Source organism: Kaistia defluvii (genome assembly GCF_040548815.1).
In the GTDB taxonomy this organism is placed as follows: Bacteria; Pseudomonadota; Alphaproteobacteria; order Rhizobiales; family Kaistiaceae; genus Kaistia; species Kaistia defluvii_A.
Genome location: NZ_JBEPSM010000005.1, coordinates 43,469 through 70,002 on the forward strand (window position 1 = coordinate 43,469; position 26,534 = coordinate 70,002).

At 66.0% G+C, this 26,534-nt stretch carries 23 protein-coding genes and 1 tRNA gene; 15 read left to right on the forward strand and 9 right to left on the reverse strand.

Going from position 1 to position 26,534, the window contains the following annotated elements; genetic code table 11:
• The first annotated feature begins 149 nt into the window (after positions 1-149).
• Positions 150-1,142 carry a glycosyltransferase family 9 protein gene (locus tag ABIE08_RS22725; RefSeq protein WP_354554318.1) on the forward strand — a complete coding sequence of 331 codons (993 nt, stop codon included), beginning with the start codon at positions 150-152 and terminating at the stop codon, positions 1,140-1,142.
• A 1,286-nt stretch (positions 1,143-2,428) separates the two neighbouring features.
• Here ABIE08_RS22725 and lepA read toward each other — a convergent pair.
• The gene (gene lepA, locus ABIE08_RS22730) at positions 2,429-4,234 is read right to left on the reverse strand and encodes a translation elongation factor 4 (RefSeq protein ID WP_354554319.1); all 1,806 of its coding nucleotides are present in this window, start codon (positions 4,232-4,234) and stop codon (positions 2,429-2,431) included.
• A 54-nt stretch (positions 4,235-4,288) separates the two neighbouring features.
• Complete coding sequence (locus tag ABIE08_RS22735; protein WP_354554320.1) at positions 4,289-5,197, reverse strand: LysR family transcriptional regulator; 909 nt, start codon at positions 5,195-5,197, stop codon at positions 4,289-4,291.
• Between the two features lie 108 nt (positions 5,198-5,305).
• Here ABIE08_RS22735 and ABIE08_RS22740 point away from each other — a divergent pair, with 108 nt between their 5' ends.
• Positions 5,306-5,827, forward strand: a complete 522-nt coding sequence (locus tag ABIE08_RS22740; RefSeq protein ID WP_354554322.1) for a GNAT family N-acetyltransferase — start codon at positions 5,306-5,308, stop codon at positions 5,825-5,827.
• Entirely contained in the window at positions 5,824-6,318 is a 495-nt protein-coding gene (locus tag ABIE08_RS22745) for a GNAT family N-acetyltransferase (RefSeq protein ID WP_354554323.1), read from the forward strand. Before ABIE08_RS22740 ends, ABIE08_RS22745 begins: the two co-directional genes overlap by 4 nt.
• A 53-nt stretch (positions 6,319-6,371) precedes the next feature.
• On the opposite strand, the gene ABIE08_RS22750 is transcribed toward ABIE08_RS22745, so the two are convergent.
• A complete protein-coding gene (locus ABIE08_RS22750) occupies positions 6,372-7,379 on the reverse strand; it encodes an IS30 family transposase (protein WP_354554324.1) in 1,008 nt (335 codons plus the stop codon).
• Positions 7,380-7,560: 181 nt separating this feature from the next.
• On the reverse strand, positions 7,561-8,706 hold the full coding sequence (locus ABIE08_RS22755; RefSeq protein ID WP_354554326.1) for a TRAP transporter substrate-binding protein: 1,146 nt from the start codon (positions 8,704-8,706) through the stop codon (positions 7,561-7,563).
• 144 nt (positions 8,707-8,850) lie between these two features.
• On the opposite strand from ABIE08_RS22755, the gene ABIE08_RS22760 reads away from it, so the two are divergent.
• The 4 genes from ABIE08_RS22760 (at position 8,851) to prmB (ending at position 12,077) form a co-directional block, all read left to right on the forward strand.
• Positions 8,851-9,234, forward strand: a complete 384-nt coding sequence (locus ABIE08_RS22760; RefSeq protein ID WP_354554327.1) for a hypothetical protein — start codon at positions 8,851-8,853, stop codon at positions 9,232-9,234.
• Positions 9,235-9,322: 88 nt separating this feature from the next.
• Positions 9,323-9,706, forward strand: a complete 384-nt coding sequence (gene copM, locus ABIE08_RS22765; RefSeq protein ID WP_354554328.1) for a CopM family metallochaperone — start codon at positions 9,323-9,325, stop codon at positions 9,704-9,706.
• Positions 9,707-9,911: 205 nt separating this feature from the next.
• A complete protein-coding gene (locus tag ABIE08_RS22770; RefSeq protein WP_354554329.1) occupies positions 9,912-10,664 on the forward strand; it encodes a hypothetical protein in 753 nt (250 codons plus the stop codon).
• A gap of 423 nt (positions 10,665-11,087) precedes the next feature.
• Entirely contained in the window at positions 11,088-12,077 is a 990-nt protein-coding gene (gene prmB, locus ABIE08_RS22775; RefSeq protein WP_354554331.1) for a 50S ribosomal protein L3 N(5)-glutamine methyltransferase, read from the forward strand.
• Positions 12,078-12,327: 250 nt separating this feature from the next.
• Here the strand turns inward: prmB and ABIE08_RS22780 are convergent, their stop codons facing one another.
• A complete protein-coding gene (locus tag ABIE08_RS22780; RefSeq protein WP_354554332.1) occupies positions 12,328-13,869 on the reverse strand; it encodes an MFS transporter in 1,542 nt (513 codons plus the stop codon).
• Between the two features lie 264 nt (positions 13,870-14,133).
• Between ABIE08_RS22780 and ABIE08_RS22785 the strand changes: the two genes are divergently transcribed.
• The 4 genes from ABIE08_RS22785 to ABIE08_RS22800 all read left to right on the forward strand — a co-directional run bounded on the left by ABIE08_RS22785 (position 14,134) and on the right by ABIE08_RS22800 (position 17,089).
• Entirely contained in the window at positions 14,134-14,688 is a 555-nt protein-coding gene (locus ABIE08_RS22785) for a TetR/AcrR family transcriptional regulator (protein ID WP_354554333.1), read from the forward strand.
• A gap of 32 nt (positions 14,689-14,720) precedes the next feature.
• Complete coding sequence (locus tag ABIE08_RS22790; RefSeq protein ID WP_354554334.1) at positions 14,721-15,236, forward strand: AAA family ATPase; 516 nt, start codon at positions 14,721-14,723, stop codon at positions 15,234-15,236.
• Positions 15,237-15,413: 177 nt separating this feature from the next.
• Positions 15,414-16,634 (forward strand): 23S rRNA (adenine(2503)-C(2))-methyltransferase RlmN, encoded by a 1,221-nt coding sequence (gene rlmN, locus ABIE08_RS22795; protein WP_354554336.1) that lies wholly within the window; start codon positions 15,414-15,416, stop codon positions 16,632-16,634.
• Positions 16,634-17,089 (forward strand): hypothetical protein, encoded by a 456-nt coding sequence (locus ABIE08_RS22800; protein WP_354554337.1) that lies wholly within the window; start codon positions 16,634-16,636, stop codon positions 17,087-17,089. The genes rlmN and ABIE08_RS22800 overlap by 1 nt, the downstream gene beginning before the upstream one ends.
• Here ABIE08_RS22800 and ABIE08_RS22805 read toward each other — a convergent pair.
• The 3 genes from ABIE08_RS22805 to ABIE08_RS22815 all read right to left on the reverse strand — a co-directional run bounded on the left by ABIE08_RS22805 (position 17,067) and on the right by ABIE08_RS22815 (position 19,872).
• Positions 17,067-17,708, reverse strand: coding sequence for a LysE family translocator (locus ABIE08_RS22805; RefSeq protein ID WP_354554338.1), 642 nt, complete (start codon positions 17,706-17,708; stop codon positions 17,067-17,069). The genes ABIE08_RS22800 and ABIE08_RS22805 overlap by 23 nt on opposite strands.
• A gap of 171 nt (positions 17,709-17,879) precedes the next feature.
• Positions 17,880-18,584 (reverse strand): outer membrane protein, encoded by a 705-nt coding sequence (locus ABIE08_RS22810; RefSeq protein WP_354554339.1) that lies wholly within the window; start codon positions 18,582-18,584, stop codon positions 17,880-17,882.
• 172 nt (positions 18,585-18,756) lie between these two features.
• Positions 18,757-19,872: a lactonase family protein gene (locus ABIE08_RS22815; RefSeq protein ID WP_354554341.1), complete on the reverse strand. Its 1,116-nt coding sequence runs from the start codon at positions 19,870-19,872 to the stop codon at positions 18,757-18,759.
• 186 nt (positions 19,873-20,058) lie between these two features.
• Between ABIE08_RS22815 and ABIE08_RS22820 the strand changes: the two genes are divergently transcribed.
• The 3 genes from ABIE08_RS22820 (at position 20,059) to ABIE08_RS22830 (ending at position 23,803) form a co-directional block, all read left to right on the forward strand.
• A complete protein-coding gene (locus tag ABIE08_RS22820) occupies positions 20,059-21,600 on the forward strand; it encodes a serine hydrolase (protein ID WP_354554342.1) in 1,542 nt (513 codons plus the stop codon).
• Between the two features lie 256 nt (positions 21,601-21,856).
• Positions 21,857-23,341: an OpgC domain-containing protein gene (gene opgC, locus ABIE08_RS22825; RefSeq protein WP_354554343.1), complete on the forward strand. Its 1,485-nt coding sequence runs from the start codon at positions 21,857-21,859 to the stop codon at positions 23,339-23,341.
• Positions 23,342-23,726: 385 nt separating this feature from the next.
• Positions 23,727-23,803: transfer RNA gene (locus ABIE08_RS22830), tRNA-Arg, on the forward strand.
• A 636-nt stretch (positions 23,804-24,439) separates the two neighbouring features.
• On the opposite strand, the gene ABIE08_RS22840 is transcribed toward ABIE08_RS22830, so the two are convergent.
• Positions 24,440-25,492: an NmrA family NAD(P)-binding protein gene (locus ABIE08_RS22840; RefSeq protein ID WP_354554345.1), complete on the reverse strand. Its 1,053-nt coding sequence runs from the start codon at positions 25,490-25,492 to the stop codon at positions 24,440-24,442.
• A gap of 162 nt (positions 25,493-25,654) precedes the next feature.
• Between ABIE08_RS22840 and ABIE08_RS22845 the strand changes: the two genes are divergently transcribed.
• A complete protein-coding gene (locus ABIE08_RS22845; protein ID WP_354554346.1) occupies positions 25,655-26,404 on the forward strand; it encodes a sensor histidine kinase in 750 nt (249 codons plus the stop codon).
• Positions 26,405-26,534 lie beyond the last annotated feature (130 nt).

Consider the following 26,534-nt stretch of genomic DNA (forward strand, 5'->3'; position numbering starts at 1 on the left):
ATCCGTTCTGGCGGGTGGCTCGAAGAAGGCCCTCGCGGGCGGGCCTCCGCCGAAAAATTTCGCTCCAGGTGCAATCCGGCGTGGCTATGGCGGCGCGCAAAAAACCGCTAAGGGAAGCAGCCCCTCCGTCAGATCAACCGGCCTGCCTCATGACATCCACCCCTGCTGGCGCGTTCGCGCCGATCGCCGTCCTCAGCGACCGCGCCGGTCTTGGCGACGCGCTCATGGTCTGTCCGCTGATCTGGGCCGTGGCGCAGCGCTATCCCGGCCACCCGATCTGGTGGATCTCGTCCTGCCCGGACCGGCTGACCCGGCCGGTGCATGAACTGGTCGCCGACATCGCGCCGAATTTCGTGCACTTTCCGCGGGCGCGCTACTGGCCGGTGCCGGTCATCTCGGCGCTGCTGAAGCTGCCGCGCTTCCACCGGGTGTTCGACGTGCGCTCGCGCGTCGGCGACGTGCTGCTGGCGCGGCTGTTTCTGAAATCCGGCGGGTTCCAGAGCAGCATTCCGATCGGCAAATTCCACCGGCCCTCGCTGATCGTCGATCGCAGCTGGTCGACGATCGAGGCGGACGCCGGCCAGAAGCTCGACTGGACGGTGTCCGCGCGCGACGGCTTCCATCTGCCGCCACAGGCGCTGGCGCTGGCGGCGGAATTGTTTCCGGCAGGCCGCCGCCATGTCGGCATTGCCGTGACGACCAAGGGCGGCAAGGGCTGGCCGGTGCCGCACAACATCGCCTTCGCGAAGCTGCTGCTCGCCGAGGGGCTGACGCCGGTCTTCTTCTCCGGCCCGTCCGAGCGCGAGGAGATCGCGGCGATCCGCGCCGGCGTGCCGGAGGCGCTGTTCACGCCGGCGCGCTATGACGGCGAGGCCGAGAGCGTCTATCGGCTGGAACTGACGGCGGCGAGCGCGCGACGTATGGAAATCGGCGTCGCGCCGGATACCGGGCTCGGCCATCTGATGGGCATCTCGCTGGTGCCGATGGTGAGCCTGTTCGGCCCCGGACAGCCGGAACGCTGGGCGCCGCAGGCGGTCCGCAACACCATCGTCCAGGCTCCCGAGATCGACGGCCGACGCGACATGAAGTCGATCGAGCCGGCTGCGGCGCTGAAGGCCGTTCTCGACATGCTGCGCGGGTAGGTTTTTGGGCTCCGCCTCTCCAGTGGGGAAAGGTGGACGGCGAAGCCGGCGGGCGAGGGCGTAGGGAATTCTCCGGAGAGGCCTCAACCCCTCACCCGGACCTGCGGTCCGACCTCTCCCCAGGGAGAGGTTAGGGGTGACTCGGTTGAAGCGATTGCTACTCCCCTTGGCAGGCTGTGGCTCGGCGTTAGCCCCACTCTCGCCGTCATCCCGGGCTTGACCCGGGATCCATCCAGCCGAGGCGTGTTTCGTCAGGATGCATGGCGCTTCGCGCTTCGCTGCGATGAGGCTTCGCATGGCTGCCTCTCCCTTGTTGCAAACACCTCCCCAGAACCCGGCTGCATGGATCCCGGGTCTTCGCCCGGGATGACGCCGGAGGGTGGGATGCATGGGAGCCAGGGTGATAGACGCCGCGAGTGCAGCCGACGCGTAGTCGTCGGAGTTCACTTCACTTCACCTCTCCCGTCGGGAGAGGTCGACGGCGAAGCCGGCGGGCGAGGGCGTAGGGACCCCCCCGGAAAGGCCTCAACCCCTCACCCGGACCTGCGGTCCGACCTCTCCCCATGGGAGAGGTGAGGGGTGGCTCGGCTGATACAATTGCGACTCTCTTGGCAGGCTGTCGCTCTGCGTCAGCCCCACCCTCGCCGTCATCCCGGGCTTGACCCGGGATCCATTCATCCGAGGCATGTCTGGTCGGGATGCGTGGCGCTTCGCTGCGATGGGGCTTGGCATGCCTGCCTTTTCCTGTTGCGAACACCGCCCCAGAACCCGGCTGCATGGATCCCGGGTCTTCGCCCGAGATGACGCCGGAGGGTGGGGATGCATGGGAGCCAGGGTGATAGACGCCACGGGTGCAGCCCACGCGTGATCGTCGGAGTGCACTCTCCTTCACCTCTCCCGTGGGCAGAGCTCGACGGCGGAACCGGCGGGTGAGGGCGTAGGGAATTTTCCGGAATGGCCTCAACCCCTCACCCGGACCTGCGGTCCGACCTCTCCCCAGGGGAGAGGTGAAGGGCGGCTCGGCGAGAGGTGAGGGCAATCCAGGATGCCGTTCTGCAGCGCTCCGCTCTCCAAGATCCTGAGGCGCTTCGCGCAGCGAAGCCTCGAAGGACGCACCGCCTGACAGCAAATCCTGATGGCGCCGCTCTGCGTGCTTCGAGCCGGTCCTCCGGGCAACCTCAGCAGGATGAGGGTGGTTTCTCCCAGAGAGGAGGAATCCTCAAAGAAAAACGGCCGTCCCGAGGGGATCGGAACGGCCGTGGAACCTGCAAAAAGGGCTGGGCGGCTCAATCGTCCATCTTCAGGGCGGCGATGAAGGCTTCCTGCGGGATGTCGACCTTGCCGAACTGGCGCATCTTGCGCTTGCCTTCCTTCTGCTTGTCCAGAAGCTTGCGCTTGCGCGTGATGTCGCCGCCATAGCACTTCGCCGTCACGTCCTTGCGCATGGCGCGCACGGTCTCGCGGGCGATGATCTTGCCGCCGATGGCGGCCTGGATCGGGATCACGAACAGATGCTGCGGGATCAGGTCCTTCAGCTTCTCGCACATGGCGCGGCCACGGCGCTCGGCCTGGGTGCGGTGAACCAGCATCGACAGCGCGTCGACCGGCTCGGCATTGACCAGGATCTGCAGCTTCACCAGGTCGCCCGGCTTGTGGTCGGTCAGGTGGTAATCGAACGAGGCATAGCCCTTCGAGATCGACTTCAGCCGGTCGTAGAAATCGAACACGACTTCATTGAGCGGCAGGTCGTAGGTGACCATGGCGCGCGAGCCGACATAGGAGAGGTCGGACTGGATGCCGCGCCGCTCCTGGCAAAGCTTCAGGATCGCGCCGAGATATTCGTCCGGCGTCAGGATGGTCGCGCGGATCCAGGGCTCCGAGATTTCGCGGATCTTCATCACGTCCGGCATATCGGCCGGATTGTGCAATTCGACCTCGCTGCCATCGGTCAGGGTGATCTTGTAGATGACGGATGGCGCGGTCGCGATCAGGTCGAGGTTGAACTCGCGCTCCAGCCGCTCCTGGATGATTTCCAGATGCAGCAGGCCGAGGAAGCCGCAGCGGAAGCCGAAGCCGAGCGCGGCCGAGGATTCCATCTCGAACGAGAACGACGCATCGTTGAGGCGCAGGCGCCCCATCGCGGCGCGCAGTTCCTCGAACTGGGCGGCATCGGCCGGGAACAGGCCGCAGAACACCACCGGCTGCGCCGGGCGGAAGCCGGGCAGCGGCTCTGCCGTCGGCTTCTTGTCGTCAGTGATGGTGTCGCCGACGCGGGTATCCGCCACTTCCTTGATCGAGCCGGTGAAGAAGCCGATCTCGCCGGGGCCGAGGTCGTCGACGGGAACGAGCTTCGGCGTGAAATAGCCGACGCGCTCGACTTCGTAGACGGCATCGGCGCGCATCATGCGGATGCGGGCGCCCTTCTTCAGGCGGCCGTCGATGATGCGGACCAGCACGATGACGCCGAGATAGGCGTCGTACCAGCTGTCGACCAGCAGCGCCTTCAGCGGCGCGTCCGGGTCGCCCTTGGGCGGCGGCAGGCGGGTGACGACGGCTTCGAGCACATCGGGAATGCCGATGCCGGTCTTGGCCGAGATCAGCACGGCGTCGGACGCGTCGATGCCGATCACTTCCTCGATCTGCGCCTTGATGCGGTCGGGTTCGGCCGCCGGCAGGTCGATCTTGTTCAGGATCGGCACGATCTCGAGATCGTTGTCGATCGCCTGGTAGACGTTCGCCAGCGTCTGCGCCTCGACGCCCTGCGACGCGTCGACGACCAGCAGCGCGCCTTCGCAGGCGGCGAGCGATCGCGACACTTCATAGGCGAAGTCGACGTGGCCGGGCGTGTCCATCAGGTTCAGGATGTAGGTCTTGCCATCCTTGGCCTTGTAGTCGAGCCGGACGGTCTGGGCCTTGATGGTGATGCCGCGCTCGCGCTCGATATCCATCGAGTCGAGCACCTGCTCCTTCATCTCGCGGTCGGTCAAGCCGCCGGTGGCCTGGATCAATCGGTCGGCAAGCGTCGACTTGCCGTGATCGATATGGGCGACGATGGAGAAATTGCGGATGTTGTCTTGCGGCACGGTGCTCATGGCGCGCTCAATAGCATCAAGGTTGTTGGCCGCAAAGCGCTGAAACGGGCCTTTTCAACGCCGGTCCGCATGAAGCACGCCGAGCGTGGCCGCGCGGGCGACGATCCGGTCGGCCAGTTCCGCCACCAGCGGGCGCGAAAGCGCGTCCGGCGTGCCCGCGACAAGGGCGGAATCGCGCCAGATGACGGGCATGTCGATCGGCGCCAGGTCGACCAGCCGGCCGCTCGCGAGGTCCTCCGTGATCGAGGCTTCGAGCAGATGGCCGATCGCCGCGCCATGCTCGATCAGCGCGCGGCCGGAGGAGAAAAGAACCTGCGAGCTGGTGCGGGCCCGGTGGCGCAGCGACTGGATCGCATCCGGCGTCACCTGCCACCAGAAGAAGGACAGGAAATGCGGCGCCACCGCGAAGATGCGGTCGAGGGTTGGCTGCGGCCCGATCTCTCGGGCCAGCATGGGCGAGGCGGCCAGCACCGCCTTTTCGCGCAGCAGCGCGACCGGTTCCAGCGCCTCGAGCAGCGGATCGAAATTCGGCCAGCCGATGATGGCGAGGTCGATGCGCCGGTCATGCAGCCATTCGGCGATGTCGCGGTGGCGGCCTTCCTCGAACTGCAACTCGACGCGCGGATGGGCGCGCATGAACTCGACCACGGCCGGCGTCGCCAGCGGCTCGATCAGGCTGCGCAGCGAGGCGAAGGCGATGCGGCCGCGATCGACGCTGCGCATCGCGTCCTCGCTTTCGAGCAGGGTCGCGAGCACCCGGCGGGCATAGGGCAGGAAGGTGGCACCGCGCTCGGTCAGCTCCACCTTGCGGCCTCGCGTGAACAGCGCGCCGCCGACATGGGCTTCCAGCGCGCGGATGCGCATCGAGATCGTCGCCTGGGTGACGTTGAGCCGGGCGGCCGCTTTGGTGAAGCTGCCGTCGCGCACGATCCGGTCGAAACTGCGGAGCTGGTCGATATCCATAAGTATTTTTTATGTGATGCTTCAATATTTCCTATTATCGTAGTTTATCATTGACAGAAGCGATGCCAAAGCCTGTTTTTGGGGGAGAGAAAGAACCCTGGAGCCATGATGGCCTCGATCCTGAAACTGGACGCTGCCGCCGCGCGGGCGGCGATCCCGCAGCTTGCCGACATCCTCGTCGACGCGGTGGCGCATGGCGCCTCGGTCAATTTCATGGCCGGCTTTTCGCAGGCCGAGGCCGAGCGATTCTGGCAGGTCCAGATGGAGGCGATCGAGGCCGGCGGCCGCGAGCTGCTGGTGGCCGAGACCGGGGGCAAAATCGTCGGCACGGTGGTGGTGACCTTCGCGCCGCAGCCCAACGGGCCGCACCGGGCCGAGATCGGTAAGATGCTGGTGCATTCGGGCGCCCGCCGGCAGGGCATCGGCAGCGCGCTGCTGCAGGCGGCGGAGGCTGCCGTGCGCGCCTCGGGCCGGACGCTGGCGCATCTCGATACGCAGACCGGCTCGGCCGGCGAGGCGCTGTACCGGGCGCATGGCTGGATCGAATATGGCGTGATGCCCGGCCATTCCTTCACACCGGACGGCACGCTTGCCTCGGCGACATTCTTCTACAAGCAGGTTGGACCATGACGACGATCCGCCCGGCCACCGAGGCCGACCTTTCCGCCATCCTCGCCATCTACAACGATGCGGTGGTCAACACGGCGGCGATCTGGAACGACGACATCGTCGATCTCGACAACCGCGTCGCCTGGTTCCGCACCCGCACGGGGCAGGGTTTTCCGGTGCTGGTGGCGGTCGAGGGCGACCGTGTGCTCGGCTATGCCAGCTATGGCGACTTTCGCGCTTTCCAGGGCTATCGCTTGACGGTCGAGAACTCGATCTACGTCGCCGGCGATGCGCGCGGCAAGGGAGCCGGCTCGGCGCTGCTGGCGGCGCTGGTCGACGCGGCGCGGGCGCAGGGCAAGCACATGATGGTCGCCGGCATCGAGGCCGGCAACGACGTCTCGCTGCGCCTGCACGCGAAGCAGGGCTTCATCGAGACGGCGCGCATGCCGGAGCTCGGCTTCAAGTTCGGCCGCTATCTCGACCTGGTGTTCCTGCAGAAGACGCTGGATTAAATCGCCAGGGCGCGTAGGGACACTCGGACTGGACGTCGACAGGCAGAACTCCGTCATCCTCGCGCAGGCGAGGAGGTGGATTCACATTTGAAGTGCAACACTTGTTGTGAGAAGGCCTCGGCCGGGGTTTGGAAGCCGAGGCATTTGCGCGGCGTGTTGTTGTAGGCGGCCATCATGCCCAGCAGCGTGCCGCTGTCGAGGGTGGCGAGATCGGTCTTGCGCGGCAGGAAGCGACGCATGCGGCCGATGGCGTTCTCGATGCCGCCCTTCTGCCACGGCGCGTGCGGATCACAGAAATAGGTGTCGATGCCGATGGCGCCGAGTTCATAGTGGCGGGCGAACTCGGTGCCGTTGTCGAAGGTGACGGTCTTGCGGCAGGCCGGCGGCAGGGTCTGCAAGGCCGCGGTCAGCGCACCGGCGACCGGCTCGGCCCGCTTCGACGGCAGCGGGCTGCCGATCAGCACCCGGCTCATGCGGTCGTGCAGAAACAAGAGGTTCTGGCCATAGCGAGCAAAGGCCATCAGGTCGGCCTCCCAATGGCCGGGCGTCTGGCGGTCCAGCACGTCGCGAGGCCGCTCGGCCAGCGGCACCCGATGGCGCATATGCAGGGCCGGACTGCCGCCCTTGCGGGCGCGCCAGCCGCGCCGCGACTTGGCCCGGGGCAGGTAGTTGCGCCAGGTGAAGTCGTTGTGACGGCGGATCTGGGCATAGACGAAGCGATAGATGCTCTCATGGCTGAGGCGCATCGGGCCGTCGCGCCGGAGCCGGCCGGCGATCTGCTCGGGCGACCAGCCGGTCTTCAACTGGCCGAGCACCCGCTCGCGCAGGGCGGCATCGCGATCGAGCCGGCTGCCATTCCAGCGCCGCGCCTGCGTCTGGGCGTCGGCATAGAGCGGTTGATAGCCCACCTGGCTGCCGGTGTTGCGCTTCAGTTCCCTGGCAATGGACGATGGCGCGCGACCCAAAGCTGCAGCGATCTTCCGGATCGAGGCGCCTTCGTCTGATAGACGGGCAATCTCGATCCGCTCCTCAAGCCCGAGCTGGCTGTACTCTCGTCCCATCGCAACACCTTAAGCTGGTGTTGCACTTCGTTTGTGAACTTAGGGGATCCATGCCGCCGTGCCATCGGGCGCTTCACGCGACAGTCAACCCGGCTGAATGGATGCCGGGTCTCTGCCCGGGATGACGGCGAGGGTGGGGCCGGCGAGGGTGGGACTGGGCAAGTCGAAGGGGCTATGCCCCCTAGATCGCCAGCGCCCGGGCGCGCATGGCGAGCGCGGCGCCTTCGGCGACGGCGGCATAGGCGACCGCCTTCTTGCGGAAGGCGATGAAGGCCGGGTGCACTTCCTTGGCCACCGGGCTCGATTCACCGACCTCGGTGAGTACCTCGGCCGAGGTCTTGGCCAGTGCGTCGATCACCGGGTTCGGGAAGCTCTTCACCACCGTGCCGCGCTCGACCAGCATCGGCAAGGCGGCGATGTTGTTGGCGGAGAAATCGGCCGAGACTTCCGTCGCCGAGGCCAGCGCGGCCGAGCGCACGACGGCGCGCAGGTCGTCTGGCAGCGTCTCGAACGCGGTCTTGCCGACCATCAGCTCCAGCGCGGTGGCCAGCTCATGGAAGGCCGGCATGTAGCAGAAGGGCGCGGCGCGCGGCAGGTTGAGCGCCAGATCGTTCCACGGGCCGACCCATTCGGCCGCGTCGATCGTGCCGGATTCGAGCGCTGCGGCGATGTCGCCCTGCGGCAGCAGGACCGGGCTGGCGCCGAGCCGCTTCAGCACGTCGCCGCCGAGGCCGGTGATGCGGATGGTCAGGCCCTTGAAGTCTTCCGGCGTCCGGATCTCGCGCTTGAACCAGCCAGCCGCCTGCGGTCCGGTCGAGCCGACATAGAAGGGCAGCACGCCGAACGGCTCATAGGCCTTTTCCCACAGGATCTGCCCGCCGCCAAAGGCCAGCCAGGCAATGTGCTCGTTCGCCGTCAGGCCGAAGGGCACGCCGGAGAAATAGTGGAAGGCCGGGTCCTTGGCGGCCCAGTAATAGGGCGAGCCATGGCCCATCTCGGCCTTGCCGGTCGAAACCGCATCGAACACCTGGCCCGGCGCCACGAGGTCGCCGGCGTCGAACACCTGGACCCTGAGCCGGCCGTCGGAAAGCGTGCCGATCCGCTCGGCCAGGCGCTGGGCGCTGACGCCGACACCCGGCGTATCCTTCGGCCAGGCCGTCGCCATCTTCCAGACAAAGCTTTCGGGGCTGCGCGCGACCGAGGGCGCGGCGAGCGGCGTCTCGGCGAGAACGGGGGAGGCCAGCGATACCGCGACGCTCGATCCGAGCCCGGCCGCGCCCAGCCGGAACAGTTGTCGTCGTCCAATATCCGCCTTGTCCCGCGTCATTTCATTCTCTCTCGATCCCCTCGACATGCGCTATTGCAGCCTATCAGTGCTGAATGACAGCTGAACACTTATCTGGCCAGCGTGAACAGAAATCTGTCCGATCCGGACATTGACGCGGGCCCGCGCAAAGACCAGTTTCACGGCATGCAGAATATCCGGCGTCTCGTGGCTCTTGTCTGGATCATCCTTAGCGTGCTGGTGCCCGGCGGCGCCGGCCCGGCCATGGCGATGGATCATGCGGGCCAGCCGGATTGTCCGCATGCCGCGCCAGTCATCCACGCCGCCGCGACGAGCCAGCTCGGCGTTCCGGCGCATCGCATGGCCATGGCGTCGGGCGGCCCTGCCAGCCACACGCCGGCCGCCCCGATGGCGATGCCGTCCTGCTGCGTGGCGCTGCCGGGTTTCGCGCTTTTCGTCGAGGCGATGCCCGAGCGTCTCGCCGCTCCCGGCGCTGCGCCGCGCCCGCTTTCCGACGTCATGCCGGCCCAGCGCGCCATCGGCCCCGACCTGCCGCCGCCCCGCGCCTGATCGTTTTTCCTTCCGCCATCGATGCGTCGGCGCGTGCGGGCCGCGACGCCGCCTGTTCCTGCCCGCCTCATGCAATGAGAAAACGATCATGACGTATTTTGGAAAACTGGCGGCCGCTGCCGTCTTCACGCTCGCCATCCTGCCGGCCTCGGCCGAGGAGACGATGGATCATGGCCAGATGGACCATGGCGCGATGTCGTCGGAAAAGCCGGGTGACAGCGCCTCGACCAAAGCCTTCCGCGCCGCCGACAAGGCGATGATGGAGGGCATGGCGATCGACTATTCCGGCAATGCCGACGTCGATTTCATCCGCGCCATGATTCCCCATCACGAGGGCGCGGTCGCCATGGCCGAGATCGAGCTGAAATATGGCAAGGACCCCGAGGCGCGCAAGCTCGCCGAGGCCGTCATCCGGGCCCAGAAGGAAGAGATCGCCTTCATGAAGGACTGGCTCGCCAAGAACAGCAAATAATAAGCCGTAGAAGAGAGGAGATCGCGGCCGCCCGAATAGCGGCCGCGATCTTGCCGGAACCCGCCAACGATTTTTGATCCGACCCGCGCCGGGAGATTGACACTTGCAACGCGCGGATGTTCCCTCCGTGAACGGGGGACGTGCGATGCCGTCGTGGCTTCGCTGGGATCGGATGTCATCGCGACATCAAAGGGAGATCGGCACTATGAAGATGCGATCCACATTGATCTTGGTGGGCGCCAGCCTATCCTTGGGGCTGTTCGCGGCGACCTTGCCGGCATCCGCCGCCACCAAGTCGGCCGCCATGCAGAGCTGCAGTGACGACTGGGCCAAGATGAAGGCCGACGACAAGGTTCCGGCCGGCCAGACATGGCCAAAATTCTGGAGCCAGTGCAGCAAGGATTACGCCGCCGCGCATCCAGACGACAGCGACGCCGCGACCGCCGCCAAGGCGCCGGCCGCTCCCGAGCCGAAGGCCGCCGCGAAGTCGACCGCGAAGGCCGCTACCGGCAAGGCCGCTGCGGAGGCCAAGCCGGCTGCGGCCAAGTCGGCCGCCATGGCGTCGTGCAGCGACGACTGGGCCAAGATGAAGGCCGCCAACAAGGTTCCGGCCGGCCAGACCTGGCCCAAATTCTGGAGCCAGTGCAGCAAGGATTACGCCGCCGCCAATCCGGACGCGACTGCCCCCGCCAAGCCGGGCAAGGCAAAGGCTGCCGCGACCGATGAGGAACTCGGCATGGCGCTGCCGGATCCGGACGCCGCCGCCAAGCTCGACGCGACCAAGACCACTGCCGGCAAGAAGCCGATGACCCCGGGCCAGCAGGCCGCGGTCGTGCGCATCCGCGCCTGCGGCGCCGAATGGCAGGAAAAGAAGAAGGCCGGCACCCTGCCGCAGGGCGCGAAGTGGCCGCAGTACTGGAGCGACTGCAACAAGCGCCTGAAGGCAAAGGGGCAGTAGACCGCTCCCGGTTCGGCCGTCTCGCCGCCCCGCGCGCTCGAGACGGCCCCACCGCTCAAGCTTCTTTCACCTCTCCCTGAGGGAGAGGTCGACGGCCGCAGGCCGGCGGGTGAGGGTTTACGGCCTCTCCGGATGATCTCCTAAAACCGCAACCGGGGCTTCCCCGCTCGATTGGAAATCGGCCTGCTTGTCGAAGGACCGGCCAGACATTTGGGTGTTCCCTGGACCCTCCTTCGAGGCCCGGCCTCGCCGGGCACCTCAGGATGATGGTCGGGGCTGTTGATCGCGACCCAAGGGGAAGCGCGAGCGTCGACGCGCCCTTCCGAACCGGAGATGAGACTGGAGATCGCAGGCTGGAGAGATGCGCGCGGCGTCCCGACCTGCTAGGACGTCTCGAAACCTTTTCTTAACCACGAGCCTGCCTTGACCGAATCATCCGCCCCCGCCGATCAGCTCTTCACGGTCCGCGACTTCCTGCGCTACGCCGTCAGCCGCTTCAACCAGGCCGGCCTGGCCTTTGGCCATGGCGCCTCGACGGCGTTCGACGATGCCGCCTTCCTGGTGCTGGAAGGCCTGAAGCTGCCGATCGACACGCTCGAGCCCTTCCTCGACGCGCGCCTGCTCCCCGAGGAGCGCACGCGCCTGGCGGAGCTGATCGAGGCGCGGGTGACCACCCGCAAGCCGACGCCCTACCTGCTCAACCGCGCCTATATCCAGGGCGTGCCGTTCTTCGTCGACGAGCGCGTGATCGTGCCGCGCTCCTTCATCGGCGAATTGATCCATTCGGACTTCTTCGGCGGCGAGGAGTTCACGTTGATCGACGATCTCTCGTCGGTAGAGACCGTGCTCGACCTCTGCACCGGCTCCGCCTCGCTGGCGATCCTGGCGGCCGGCGTGTTCGAAAGCGCCGAGATCGATGCCGTCGACCTGTCGCCGGATGCGCTCGAAGTCGCGAAGATCAACGTTGCCGAGCACAATCTCGGCAACCGGATCGAACTTTATGAGGGCGACCTGTTCGCCCCGCTCGGCGACAAGCGCTACGACCTGATCCTGACCAACCCGCCCTATGTCGACGAAATCGCCATGGAAGAGCTGCCGGAAGAATACCGGCACGAGCCGGTGATGGCGCTGGCCTCGGGCCTCGACGGCCTCGATATCGTCCGCCGCATCCTCGACGCGGCCGCCGCCCATCTCAATCCGGGCGGCGGCATGCTTTGCGAGATCGGCGCCGGCCGCGAGATCCTCGAGGCCGAATATCCGCATCTCGATTTCTTCTGGCTCGATACGGAAGAGAGCGACGGCGAGGTGTTCTGGCTCTCGGCCGAGAGCCTCGGCGTCGAGGACACGGCTGTCGAGGACCAGGACCTGGCCGATCTCGAAGAGCTCGACGGCGACGCGCCCGAAGACGTCTGATCGGTCGCTTCCCTGAAGGCCCGCTTCCGGGAATGGAAGCGGGCCTTCTTTTTGGGGGGGGGCGTTGGGTTCCCCTCGACCATCATCCTGAGGTGCCCGGCGAAGCCGGGCCTCGAAGGAGGGTCTAGGGATTACCCTTGCTTCTGACCGCCAGGCGATTTTCGCCCGCTGGACCCTCCTTCGAGGCTTCGCTCACGCGAAGCGCCTCAGGATGATGGGGGAGCCGGCCGATCGGCCGGAAGTCTTCCGCTTACGCGCCGATTTCCAGCATGATCGGCTCGCGGCGCTTCTTCGGCTGGCGGGTGCGCAGCGTCACCAGCGTGATCAGCGCGGCCGTGAAAGTGATCGCCGAGCAGATCAGCATGGTGTTGCGGAACGCCGCGCCATAGGCCTCGGCCGCGATCGCCCGTTCGATCGAGGGCGCCAGCGCCGCCGCCTGGTCGAGGCCGCCGCCGGCCACCGCATTGGCGAACTGGCTGGCGATCTCGACCGGCAGATCGCCGACGCTCGCGCCGATCCCGTCGGTGACGAAGGCCGCCATCAGCGCGCCGACAATGGCGATGGCGACGGTTTCGCCGGCGACCCGCATGGTGCCGAAGATGCCGGTCGCCATGCCGGCCCGCTCGGTCGGCACGACGCTGATGGCGAGATCGTCCATCAGGCCCCAGGGCAGGGCGGCGCCGGCGCCGATCATGAACAGCGGCAGGATGAATGTCGTCGGGGCGGCGCCGACCGGCACAAAGGCCAGCAACAGCACGCCGGCGCCCGCCAGGATCAGGCCGAGGCCGGCGAGGATTCCCGAGGGAATCCAGCGCGCGATGTTGGCGGCGACGAAGGGGATCGTCGCGATCGGCAGGCTGAGCGGCAGCAGCATCACGCCGACCTGCAACTCGTCCATCCCCTCGATGCGGATGAAGCGGGCCGGCAGCAGGATGAACGGGACGATGAAGGAATAGGCGACCGCGACCGGCAGGGCCTGCACCGAGACGAAGCGGGCATAGCGGAACAGCGACAGGTCGAGCATCGGCCGTGTCTGCAGGTTCTCGATGGCGATGAAGGCGATCAGCAGGATCGCCGCGCCGGTGAGCAGGGCGACGACCAGCGTGTCGTCCCAGCCGCGCTCCGGTCCGAGGATGATGCCGAAGGTCAGCGCCACCAGCATGGCGGTGAAGCTGGCCGCGCCCCAGCGATCGATGCCGATCGCGCCGGGATCGCGGGTTTCGCGCATTCTGGGCACGCCGACGAGCAGGGTCAGCACGCCGGCCAAAGCGGTGGCGACGAACAGCGCCCGCCAGCCGAACGAGCCGATCAGCGCGCCGGCGATCAGCGGGCCGAAGGCGAGGCCGATGCCGAAGCCGGTGCCGAGCAGGCCCAGCGCGCGGGTGCGGTCGGCGCCTTCATAGTCCTGCGCCACGGCGGCGAAGCCGGCCGAGATCGAGATCGCCGCCGCGATGCCCTGCAAGGCGCGCAGAAAGTCGAGGATCAGCACGTTGGGCGACAGCGCAACGGCGAGCGAGGTGAGGGTAAAGCTGATGGCGCCGATGCGGAACATGCGCTTGCGGCCATATTGATCGGCGAGCGCGCCGCCGAGCATGATCGTGCTGCCGAAGGCGAGCATGAAGCCGTTGACGATCCAGGTCAGCAGCGAGAGCTCGCCGCCGAGATCGCGGCCGATGGCAGGCGTCGCCACCGCCGGGCCGGTGAAGGAGAGCGGCATGGTGACCGCGACGAGGAAGACGGCGGCGAGCACGAGGTGCCGGCCCGCGGGCGCCGGGTGAGAAGGGTCGGTCATGGTGGTCTCGATCTGTTGGGCGGGGCCGGCGCGGTAGCGCGGCCCTAGGGACGCTGAAGCCCGCGACGGGAGAGGCGTCGCGGGCTCAGGGTCACCGCCGACTCGTATTTATGTGTCGGTCGATACACAAATCATAATGGCTTGATTCCCGCCGTCAAGCGCTTTATTTGTTGATCGTTACAAAAAGAAAAGGGCTGCACGCACGCCATGAACGCTCGCGGACGTCCCCGCAGTTTCGATCGATCCGTCGCCCTCGAACGGGCCATGGATGTGTTCTGGGCTCGCGGCTATGCCGGTACCTCGATCTCGGAGCTGACCGAGGCGATGGGCATCAATTCCCCCTCGCTCTACGCCGCCTTCGGCTCGAAGGAAGAGCTGTTTCGCGAAGCCGTGGCGCTCTACGTCGCGACCGACGACGCCTGCACGCTGCAGATGCTGGAAGGCGAGCTGACGACGCGGGATTCGATCTCGGCCATGCTTTTCGCCAGCGCGCGTTCCTGCGTGCGGCCCGACAAGCCGGTCGGCTGCTTCGTTGTGCTCGGCGCCACCAATGGCGGCCCCGAGACCGATGCGGCGCAGCAGTTCCTGTGCGACCGGCGCAAGGACATGGCGCGGCGCATCCGCGACCGGCTGGAGCGCGGCGTCGCCGATGGCGAGCTGCCGTCGGGCCTCAACCTGGAACGGATCGCCGCCTATTTCGGCACCGTCATCAAGGGCATGTCGATCGAGGCCCGCGACGGCGCCAATGGCGAGACGCTGCTTTCTGTTGCCAAGAGCGCCATGCTCGGCTGGGACGCGCTGACCTCCACGCAGGGTTGACGGTCCACGCCGCGCGGCGTTAGGCACGTGAGATGTCCCAGCCTCGCCTCATCCTGATCACCGGCGCCATGGCCGCCGGCAAATCCACCGTCGCCCAGGCCGTCGCCGAGGCGCTGCCCAAATCCGTGCATCTGCGCGGCGATGTCTTCCGCCGGATGATCGTCAACGGCGCCGCCGTGATGGGCCCCGTCCTAGATGACGAGGCGCAGGCCCAGCTCAGGCTGCGCCACGATCTCGCCTGCGACGCCGCCCGGCGCTATCATGCGGCCGGCTTCTCCGTCGTCTACCAGGATATTCTCATCGGCCGGCATCTCACCGACGTGGTGGCGCGCCTCGCCGATCTCGATCCCCGGATCGTCGTGCTCTGCCCCGACGCCGCGACGCTGGCGCGCCGCGACCGGGAACGTAGCAAGACCGGCTATGGCGAAGGCTTTCCGCCGGATATCCTCGCCGACGCGCTGGTTCGCGAGACGCCGAGGATCGGGCTCTGGATCGACAGTTCGCAGATGACGGTCGGCGAGGTCGTCGCCCGGATCCTTGCCGGCTGAAGCCCCAGTTCGATGCCGATCCGCGTCGATCGGCCGGCTGCCCCTTGTCCGACGCGGGGCGGCCGCTCATTTGAAGCATTCCTGATTTCTTGAAAATTGTGATATGAGGCCGGCAACAATGATGGATGGCCCCGATGCGCGCGTCTCTCGCGCCCGGCCTCTCACCCGGATATCGACATGACCGCACCGCTCGCCGTGGCCACCACCGCCCCGCTTCAGGTTCCCCCGCTTTCGAAGGACGAGACGCCGTCCCTCGTCGGCCTCACGCGCGCCGAGATCGGCGAGAAGCTGGCCGGCATCGGCATCGAGCCGAAGCAGATCCGCATGCGCACGGCGCAGATCTGGAACTGGATCTATGCCCGCGGCGTCACCGATTTCAACGACATGCTCAACGTGTCGAAGGATCTGCGCGCGACGCTTGCTTCCCATTTCACGCTGAAGCGGCCTGAAATCGTCACCGAGCAGATCTCGCAGGACGGCACGCGTAAGTGGCTGCTGCGCTTTCCGCCGCGCGGCGCCGGCCGGCCGGTCGAGATCGAGACTGTCTACATCCCCGAGATCGGCCGCGGCACGCTCTGCGTCTCCAGCCAGGTTGGCTGCACGCTCACCTGCTCGTTCTGCCATACCGGCACGCAGAAGCTGGTGCGCAACCTGACGGCGGAAGAGATCGTCGGCCAGATCCTCGTCGCGCGCGACCGGCTGGGCGACTTCCCGGACAAGTCGACCCCGGTCGGCATGGCCGTGCCGTCGGAAGGCCGCCTCGTCTCCAACATCGTCATGATGGGCATGGGCGAGCCGCTCTACAATTTCGACAACGTCAAGCAGGCGCTGCTGATCGCTTCGGATGGCGAGGGCTTGTCGCTCTCGAAGCGCCGCATCACGCTGTCGACCTCCGGCGTCGTGCCGATGATCGAGCGCACCGGCGCCGAAATCGGCTCAATGCTGGCGATCTCGCTCCATGCCGTGCGCGACGATCTGCGCGACATGCTGGTGCCGCTCAACAAGAAATACCCGATCGCCGAACTGATGGAGGCCTGCCGCAACTATCCGGGCCTCACCAATGCGCGCCGCATCACCTTCGAATATGTGATGCTGAAGGACGTCAATGACAGCCCGGCCGACGCGCGCGAGCTGGTCCGCCTGCTCAAGGGCATCCCGGCCAAGATCAATTTGATCCCGTTCAATCCCTGGCCCGGCGTCAACTACCAGTGCTCGGACTGGGAGACGATCGAGACCTTCTCCGACATCGTCAACCGCGCCGGCTATGCCTCGCCGATCCGCACCCCGCGCGGCCGCGACATTCTCGCCGCCTGCGGCCAGCTGAAGAGCGAGAGCGAGCGCATGCGCGTCCGCGAGCGGCTGGCGCTCGAGGCCATGGTCACCAGCGACGACGACTGATGCGGGCTTTCCTCCGGATCATCCTGCTGATTCCGCTGGGGCTGATGGCGGCGATCGCCTCGGCCGTCGTCGTCTATCTCGCCGCTTTCGGCTTCACCAGCAACGACATCTGGGATGGCCCGAATGGCGAGATCCCGGTGATCCTCGCGCCGGCCTTCGTTCTTCTGGTCGAGATTTCGCGCTACGCGCTGCTGCCGTTCCTGGTCGGCATCGTCGTGGCCGAGGTCTTCGCCTTGCGCTCGGCGATCCTGTGGACGCTGTTTGGCGGTGCGATCGGCCTTGGCATCCACCTCGCGGCCAAGAGCACGGAATTTGCCGCGCTGCCGCCGGTTGCGGCCGGGCTCGTCGCCGGCTTCGCCTATTGGGTCATTGCCGGCCATGGCTCGGGGCTGGCGGCCCAGGGCCGCGCGCTGACCGCTCCGGCGGAGCGGCCTACTTCCCCTGGGCCAGAATAAGCCGCACGGCGAAGCCGCCCATCACGCTGGCGAACAGCCAGTCGACGGCGCGCGTCGCGCGCGGCGAGCGCTTCAGGAATGAGGCGAGCGAGCCGGCCGACCAGATCATCGCGATGCTGATCGGCGTGGCCACGACCACGAACATCAGGCCGAGAAACAGCAGCTTGCCCGCCGCATGCGGGTCGGACGGCGTCACGAATTGCGGCAGGAAGGTCACGAAGAACACGATGATCTTCGGGTTCAGCAGATTGACCATCAGGCCCTTCAAATAGACCTTGCCGATCGGGTCGCTGGAGCCCTTGCCGCCGACCGAGAGCGCCGATCCATGCCGGATCGCCTGCACCGCGAGATAGACCAGATAGGCGGCGCCGACCACCTTCAGGATGGTGAAGGCCGTGGTCGAGGCGGCGAGCAGCGCCGATAGCCCGACGGCCACCAGCACCGTATGGACGATAAGCCCGGTCGAGGCGCCGGCGAAAGCGGCGACGCCGGCCTTTCGCGATTGCCCAATGGCCTTGCCGAGAAACAGCGTCATGTCCGGCCCGGGCGTCAGCGTCAGCGCGATGACGGCGACCAGATAGGCGAGGAAAACCGAGAGCGAAGGCAGGAAGGTGAGCATGGCAAAGAGCTCCGTTGCTGCCAGAGCTATAACACGGCTTTGGGTCTGGCCGATATGTCGCCTTGCCCTCGTGGTCTCGGCGGCGCTCGAGAGAGGGGTGTCGTGTGCTCGACCGGAAACAAAAAAACCGCCGGTCGAGACCGGCGGTTTGTCTGGTGCTAGCGAGTTCGCTCAGAAGCGGTAGTTCAGGCCGGCACGGATGATGCCAACGTCGCGGTCGACGTCCATGCGATATCCGTCATCATTGGTCGACGTCACGTTTCCAAAGCCCGCATAGAGACCTTCGAACTTGACGGTCCAGTTCTGCGCAAAGCCCCACTCGACGCCACCGCCAGCGACCCAGCCGGCCTCCCAGCCGCCGAAATCACCCCAGCTATCGCTCGGATCGCCATCCTCGGTCCACTGATGCTTGAAGTGGCCGAGTGCCAGACCGCCGGTGACGTAGGGCATGACGTTGTCGAAGGCGTAGCCGAGACGAGCGCGGATCGTGCCGAAGCCATTCATGTCGTTTTCAAGTTCAACGTCGCCGAAACCGGGCGCATCAAACGAGGTGCTATTCGTCGCGTAGTTCAAATCGGCCTCGATGCCGAGAACTACATTGTTTTGAAGCTGGTAGTTGTAACCGATCTGTCCGCCGATCGTGAAACCATCGGAACCGGCATCCCAATTGTCACCCTCCCAGTCGTCATCGAGATCGTGCCAATCCGACTTGAGATTGGCCCAACCGAGGTTGGCGCCGATGTAGGGGCCGGTCCAGATGTAGGACTGCGCCACGGGCGTCTCGACAGGAGCTACGGTCAAATCGGCAGCCATGGCCGGAGAAGCAGCGATAACGGCGAGAGCGGCAACTACCGCAGCGCGCTGAATGTAAATCATCCTCAAACCCTTCTACCCACGACCCATGAGTCTCTTCTGCCGATACCGTTAGGGAAAGTACAGATGTTCAATTGGATTCACGGAGCTTTCTCAACGGTTGTGTCTGGCTTGCAACACAATCACCGGCCTCTTCACAAGGTTCGAACAAGCGAAAGCGCGACTGTTTTCGCCGTCAGCCGGCCACCGTCACAAAACAGATAGCCGTTGGGGTGCCGACCGAGATGTCCCGGCCGAGATGGGTCAGCGAGCCGTCGTCAGGATTGACGCCGAACAGGGTGACGATGTCGCTGTCCTGGTTGGCCAGCGCCAGCGTCCTGCCATCGGGCGAGAAGGCGAAATGGCGCGGTGTCTTGCCGCCGCCCGGCACGGTCCTTCGGTCCATTGCGGTGCCATCCTCGCCGATCGTGAAGATCGAGAGGCTGTCATCGCCGCGATTGGCGGCATAGAGGAAGCGCCCGTCCGGGCCGAGCTTGATCTCCGAACAATGATTGGTCGCCAGCGCCGCGTCGGGAACCGTCGTGGCGATGTCGAGCAGCAGGAATGTGCCGTTTTCGGCGTCGAAGCTGAAGGAGGCGACGGTCGAACCCAACTCGTTGATGCCATAGGCGAAGGGTTTTGTCGGATGGAAGGCGAAATGGCGCGGGCCGGAACCGGGCGGCAGTGCCGTTTCGTTTGCCTTCTCGATCGCGCCGGTCGCGGCGTCGAAGCGATAGGAGACCAGCCGGTCGATGCCGAGATCGCTGACCACGAGATAGCGGTTGTCCGGCGAAGCCAGCACGCAATGCGCATGGGAGCGGTCCTGCCGGCCGGCATCCGGCCCGCGACCGGCATGCGCCGCCGAGGCAGCGACCGGATCCAGCCCACCATCGGCCCGGCGCGGGAAGACGGCGACGGACTGGTTCGGACGTTCGCTTTCCGGCGTTCCCATGTAATTGGCGATCAGGACAAAGCGCGCCGCGCGGTCGAGGGTCGCATAGGCGGTGATGCTTCCGAGCGTCGACTGGCGGTTGATATAGGAGAGCGCCCCTGTCGCGGGGGCGATGGCATAGGCGCTGATCAGCCCCTCGTTCCATTCCGCCACTTCGCTGGTCGCATAGAGCGTGCCGCCATCGGGCGCGGCGGTCAGGAAGGTAGGGTTCTCGATGCCGCCCTGGGCGCCGAGCGGGGTTGCCGTAGCCCTTGCCGGGTCGAAGCCGAAGATCGAGATGCCCGGCGCATTGGCCGAAGCGAAATAGGGCGTCGGCCGGTTGCAGCCACCGATATAGAGAAAGGTCTTTTCCTGTGCCACGCCGAAATCCCCCCGAGTGTCGCGGCCGAACCGCTGGTTGACGGCACGATAGACAATCCGGGCCCTTGTCGTCGCCCTCCTTTCGCGTGGCTTTCAACCGGAAAGGTCGGAGAGCGCCCGGAAAAGTTGCCGCTTGTGCTTGTTCCGGGCTCTGGCACACTCGTGCCGCAACGGAAGGGTGGCGGCATGGGCAAGGCTTGGCGATATGCGGCGGTCGCAGCCGTCTTTGGGTTGGGATGCGTCGGGGCGCTGGCCGAGCCGGTTTCTCGCGACAAGGTTTTGGCGGCGCTGCCGCGCCTGGATGCCATGGCGCAGCAACTCGTTGCCAATCGCGCCGTCCCAGGCCTTGCCATCGCCGTGGTGCACGAGAACCAGATCGTGTTTCTGAAAGGCTTCGGTTTGCGCGAGATGGGCAAGGCGGAGGCCGTGGATCCGGACACGGTGTTCCAGATCGCCTCGCTCTCCAAGCCGGTTTCGGCCACGGTCGTCGCGGCCCTGGTCAGCGACGGCGTCGTCGAATGGGACGGCAAGATCGCCGATCTCGATCCCGCTTTCCGCTGGCACGACGCCTATCCGAGCGCCGAGGTGACGTTGCGCGATCTCTTCGCCCATCGCAGCGGCCTGCCGGGCGGCGCCGGCAATGATATCGAGGCGATCGGATTCGACCGCGATACGGTGATGCACCGGCTTCGCCTCGTGCCGCCGTCGTCGAGCTTTCGCGCCGGTTATGCCTATAGCAATGCCGGCCTGACGGCGGGGGCGCTGGCGGCGGCCAAGCCGACCGGCCAATCCTGGGAAGCGGTCGCCGAAACGCGGCTCTTCCAGCCGCTCGGCATGACGTCGACCAGCGCCCGCCATGCCGATTTCGTGGCCCGCGCCGATCGCGCCGCGCTGCATGTCGATATTGGCGATGGCTGGGAAGCGAAGGTGACGCGCGATGCCGACGTGCAGGCGCCGGCCGGCGGCGTCAGCTCAAGCGCGCGTGACCTTGCCCAGTGGATGCGGCTGGAACTCGCCAACGGCCAATGGAACGGGCAGAGGCGGATCGGCGCCGATGCGCTTGCCGCCACGCACGAGCCGCTGATGTCCCGCGGCAAGAACCCCGTCACCGGGGCGACCACGTTCTACGGGCTCGGATGGAACGTCGAATTCGGCCGCCACGGCCTGAGCTGGGGCCATGCCGGCGCCTTCAGCGCCGGGGCGCGCACGCTGGTCCAGCTCTATCCGGATGCGTCGCTCGGCATCCTCGTCCTGGCCAATGCCTTTCCCACCGGCGCGCCGGAGGGCCTCGCTGACAGCTATTTCGACTGGGTTTTCGACGGCTCCTTGCGGCAGGATTGGCTCGGCGCCTGGAACGGCCTGTTCGCCAGCCTGTTTGGCCCGGCGATCGAGGCCGCGAAGGCGGCCTATGCCGAGCCGCCGCAGCCATCGACCCCGGCGCTGCCGCTCTCCGCCTATGCCGGGCGCTATCGCAACGCCTATGTCGGCGACGCGGTGCTCGCGGAGGCGGACGGCAAGCTGACCCTGTCGCTCGGCCCCGAGGGCCAGCACCGTCTGCCGCTCACCCATTTCGACCGTGACCAGTTCCTCGCCTATGCGGCGCCGGAGATGCCCGACATGCCCTCCGCCGTCCGCTTTGCCGTCGGCCCCGCCGGCAAGGCCGAGGCGGTGACGATCGAATTCCTCGACGACAACCATCTGGGCACGCTCGTTCGCGTCGCCGACTGAGCCTTCGCCGGAGCGGCCGGCTTTCCGCAGCCGGCGTAATTTTGCCATCTCGCCTCGCTTATCTCCGCGCGTCGCCCTCGGGCTTGGGCGGCACGCCGCAGGGCGGGGGCGGGGGAATGGCGAAAGATCGTATGGAAATGGCGGGAACGCTGGCTATTGTCGTTCCAAAGCCGTCCGATCCATGGTTTAGATCGATTGTCAGGCATCCTTTGCGCTGGCGGGGATGCAGCACGGGTCGACGGCCGGGAGGACAGCTTTGATTGCTCAATTCGGGCAGCGTTTCAGTACGCCCGCGCAATATGCGCTGACCTGCCTCTTCGCCCTGCCTTGCTTCGCGCTGCGCCTGCAATGGCCCTGGCACAGCTTCTCCTTCTTCCTGTTCGCGCCGGCGGTGCTGCTGGGCGCGGCGCTGTTCGGCAAGGGCCCGGCGATCCTCGCCACGGTGCTGACGGCGGTGTTCACGGTCTTCTTCTGGATCGAGCCGATCTACACGCTGCGCCTGTCCTCGGCGCAGGTGCCGCCGCTGGTGCTCTACGCGCTGGTCTGCATCGGCATTGTCGGCCTGTGCGAATGGTCGCGCGCCGCGCTCAACCGCGACCACCGCGCCGCATTGGCGGAAGCCCGCGCCCGGGCCTCAGCCCGCCTCGACGGCATCGATTTCTGGCGCGGCCTGGTGCTCTGCACGATCTTCATCAACCACGTCCCCGGCAATGTGCTGGAGGCGATCACCCATCGCAATTTTGGCGTTTCGGATTCGGCCGAGGCCTTCGTGTTTCTCTCCGGCGTCTCGCTGGCGCTCGCCTATGGCCACCGCTTCCGCCCCGGCGAACGGGCCGGCGTGATGGTCGCCATGCTGCGGCGGGTGCTGAAGCTCTATGGCGTGCATGTCGCGCTTTCCTTCGCGGCGATCGCCATCTTTTCCGCCGGCGCGCTCTACTGGCGCCAGCCCGACCTGCTGATGTCGCATGGCCGCTCGCTTTATGTGAAGGATGCCTGGACCTGCCTGATCGGCATCGTCTCGCTCGGCCACCAGCTCGGCTATTTCAACATCCTGCCGCTCTACATGGCGCTGATCCTGGCGGTGCCGGCGCTGCTCTGGCTCGCCCGCATCGACGTCACGCTCATGCTGGTCGTCTCGGCGCTTCTCTATGCGCTCACCCGCTATACCGGCTGGAACCTGCCCAACTGGCCGACCCAGGGCGGCTGGTTCCTCAATCCGCTCGCCTGGCAGTTCATCATGGCGATCGGCCTTGCCGCCGGCCTGTCGCTGAAGCAGCGCGGCGAGATCCCCGTGACGGCGCCGCTGCTGCTGCTGGCCGCGATCGTCGTCGCCATCGGCTTCCTGATGTCGCCCTATGGCCCCGGCGCCGCGCGCAACTGGATCGGCGCCAACGGCCATCTCGATACCGACAAGTCGGTGCTCGGCCTGACCCGGCTCAGCCATTTCCTGGCGCTCGCCTATCTCATCTATGGCCTGCGCATCAGCGCCTTGTGCCGCCGCTCGGTCCTGTTCGCGCCGCTGGCGACGATGGGCCGGCACGGCCTGCTGATCTTCGCGCTGCTCTCGGTGTTTTCCGCGCTGGGCCAGGTGCTGGTCACGACGGTGCGCACCGGCGTCTGGTTCGACATCGCCTTCCTGGGCGGCGGCCTGGTCCTGCTCTGGTTCGTCGCCCATCTGGCCGATACCGCCCGCCCACCCCGCCGCCCCCGTCCCGTCGCCCAGCCGGCCCTGGCCGGGTAGGGCGGCGCCGAGCGCTCGATCCTAGCTGGCCCCAGGAGGGCGAGGGACGCATGCGCCCTCTGGCAGATCCAGGATGGGGCACTCGCTTCCCTTACCGGCGGCGCCGCGAGGAGCACGCATTCGGCCCTGCCGCCCTGTCGGGAGGAGCATTGACTAGAGTTGGGGGGGATCCCGACCCGATTCCGTATGGCTTGGTTTCAGGATGGCAACAGGGGACTGGGCTCGCCAGGGCTGGGATTGCTCGGGCCCTGGGACGACGCGTCGAGCGGGACATTGGGTTGGTGCGGGGGTAGTGAACTCTTCGGTGAAAGGCTGGCTTTCACCATTGCTGCCTGCCGGTCCTTCGTTTATGTAGACCGGCACGCGGCCTTGCCGCTTCCGGCATGCACCCGTAGCTCAGCTGGATAGAGCGCTGCCCTCCGAAGGCAGAGGCCAGGGGTTCGAATCCCTTCGGGTGCACCAATCTTTTCAAAGATTTGGCTCGATTGGCCGCGCTTCGTACGGAAATTGTACGGAAAACGCACTCTAAGCCCTATGGCCTCTGCTCTACCGGATGCGCTTGAGCGGGATTGGGAGTAGCCCCTCAAAGGGCCAACCTTCATCGGCCGCTTTTCTGGAGCGCGCCGTCGCTTGGCTCGTCCGCCACGGCGTGACAGTCCAGCGCGTGATGACCGACAATGGCTCGGCCTATCGCACCAACCTCTTCGCAAACGCTCTGCTGGCCCCGGGGGCCAAGCACGTTCGCACTCGCCCCGACGCGCCTCGCACCAACGGAAAGGCCGAGCGCTTCACCCAGACCAGCTTGCGCGAATGGGCTTACGGCCGCTCACGCATGCTCCGAATACTGCGCCCGCGCCATCGGCCCATGGACCGACAGCGACAACCGTGAACGACCCCACTCAGGCATCAAAGGCCCAACGCCTTGGCAACGTGTGAACAACCTTCTTGGAAACGACACCTCGGCGTTGTCGCGGCAGGATGCAGGTCGGCGGCTTAAAGAGTAAGGGCGCGCCTTGCATCTCCAGCATCCCCTCGGCTCTGAAGGAGACTTCGACGCAGTTGATCGTCTCTCGGGGCGCCATCCACAATTGTGGGCGGTTACGTGACCGCGACGGGCTGCGGCTTCGTCTGGAATAGCGAGAGATTATCGGTCAGCCAGTCGGCGACGGATCGTGGGTTTTGCCCGGTGAGTTCCGAAAAGGTGGCCGTCGACTCGGCCATGACGGACTCCTTGAACAGGCGGTCCAGCCCCAAAATCAGATCCGCCAACATTTCGCTTACCCCGGACCCAATCAGGGCCTGACGGTGTTCGGCGATCGACCGATGACGATACTCGACCGGGCGACCGAGCAGTCGTGACAGCTCTTCAGCGACCTCCGGCATGCTTACCGCGGTTGGTCCGGTCAGATGGTAGGCTCGTTGCGATTGCAGGAACTGATCTTCCAAGAGAGCAACGCGCGCCACCTCGGCAATGTCGCGCGTGTCGATCAGATTGACGCGCCCGCTACCCGCCGTCCCACCCCACGTGTCGGATGCAACCGGACCACCCGCGCGGGCGAGGGTATCTACAAACGTGCCGGGGCGGAGTGCGGTAAAGCCGATGTCCTGGGCCGCGAGATGCGCTTCAATCTTCATGTGCCAGTCGAATGGATGGAGCCGGGTCGGGGGGCCCATCGCGGAGAGTTTGACGATGTGCGGCACGCCGACAGCGACTGCCGCATCGATGATCGCGATTTCGTTGGCGACCTGCCGGTCTGACGTGCCGTGCGAGATGAAGAGCCGATCAATACCAACTAGGGCTTCTGAAAGGGTCGAGGCGATGTCGAAGTCCACTGCAGCCGTTTCGATTCCTGCAGGCAGTCGGCGATTCGTCGGATCCCGCGTCAGCGCAACCACGTCCACGGAGTCGCCAGATAGGCTCGCGACGAGCGCGGTGCCGACCCGACCGGACGCGCCGGCCACAGCGATGCGCAATCGGCCGGATTGGAAAGAGGGACTAGACATGCTGCTCGCCTTGCTGGTTTGGAACGATCCGTTGAAGCTAAAGCGAATGACCACCAGACGGGCAGTGAACGTTGGTATGGGTTCCTGTGTGAAAAGGTAGATGGGAAGATTCCGGAAGAGGGGCGGACTCTCAAGGGGCACGGCCATAACCGCCGAAATTCAAGGCTTAGAGCGGGGTCCAGGATGCTTAGCCATATGCCTCGGTATGATGCCTCCCGACCCTTGGCGCAATCGACCGCCAATCGCCCTCGGCGATATCGTCCTCGAACGCCTGCGGCCTTCGGGCGCCGTCGCCAAAGGGGAACCGCCTTGCAACACACCGAAACGACATCCAGCCATATCGCCGAGTACAATTCGGGTCAGGAGGAGCAATGGCAACTGAAAGAGTCAGGCATCGTCCATGATCTGGGCAATCTCATCCAGGTTGCGTCGTCGGCTCTGAGCCTCGTCACCCGTGATGCCTCCGTCATGGCAACTCCGGCTCTGCAGCCTCTCCTGATTGGAGCCAGCACGGCGCTACAGCGAGCCGGAGTGCTGGTTCGCGAAACGCTCACCCGAAACCGATGTGAGCCTTGCAAGCTTGAGCTGACGGATGTTGCTGAGTGTCTCCGCGAGATTTCAGCCCTGGTCAAAGGCGCCTGTGATTCGACCGTCGTTGTGGAGATCCATGCTGGAAACAACTTGCCCGCCGTCAGTTGCGATCACCAGGCTCTGCAGAACGCCATCCTGAATCTGGTATTTAACGCTCGCGATGCCATGCCGGATGGTGGGTTGATCACGATCGACGCCGCCTTGGGGGCGCCGACGTCGGACGCCCAGGTAGAGCTGACGGTTCGGGATACAGGCGTGGGAATGTCATCGGAGACGGCGCGAAGAGCCTTCGATCTGTTTTTCACCACCAAGGGGAATGGCATTGGCGGTGTTGGTCTCGCTATGGTGAAGCACTTTGTGGATACCTGCGGAGGCCGCGTCGATATTGATAGCAGGCTCGGCACCGGCACAATCGTCATTCTGCGACTGCCGGTGGCCCGCCCCGAATTCAATGGTACCCGGCTGTGACCTTCCCCGTAGGCGAGATCCCTCATTGAAGGGCCTCCCAAGGACTACGCGCCCACCGTTTGTGCGGTCGGCCTGGACGATATTTCCGCCGTCCTGTTGAGCCCGCGGGTTGTCAATAAGTCTGGCTCTC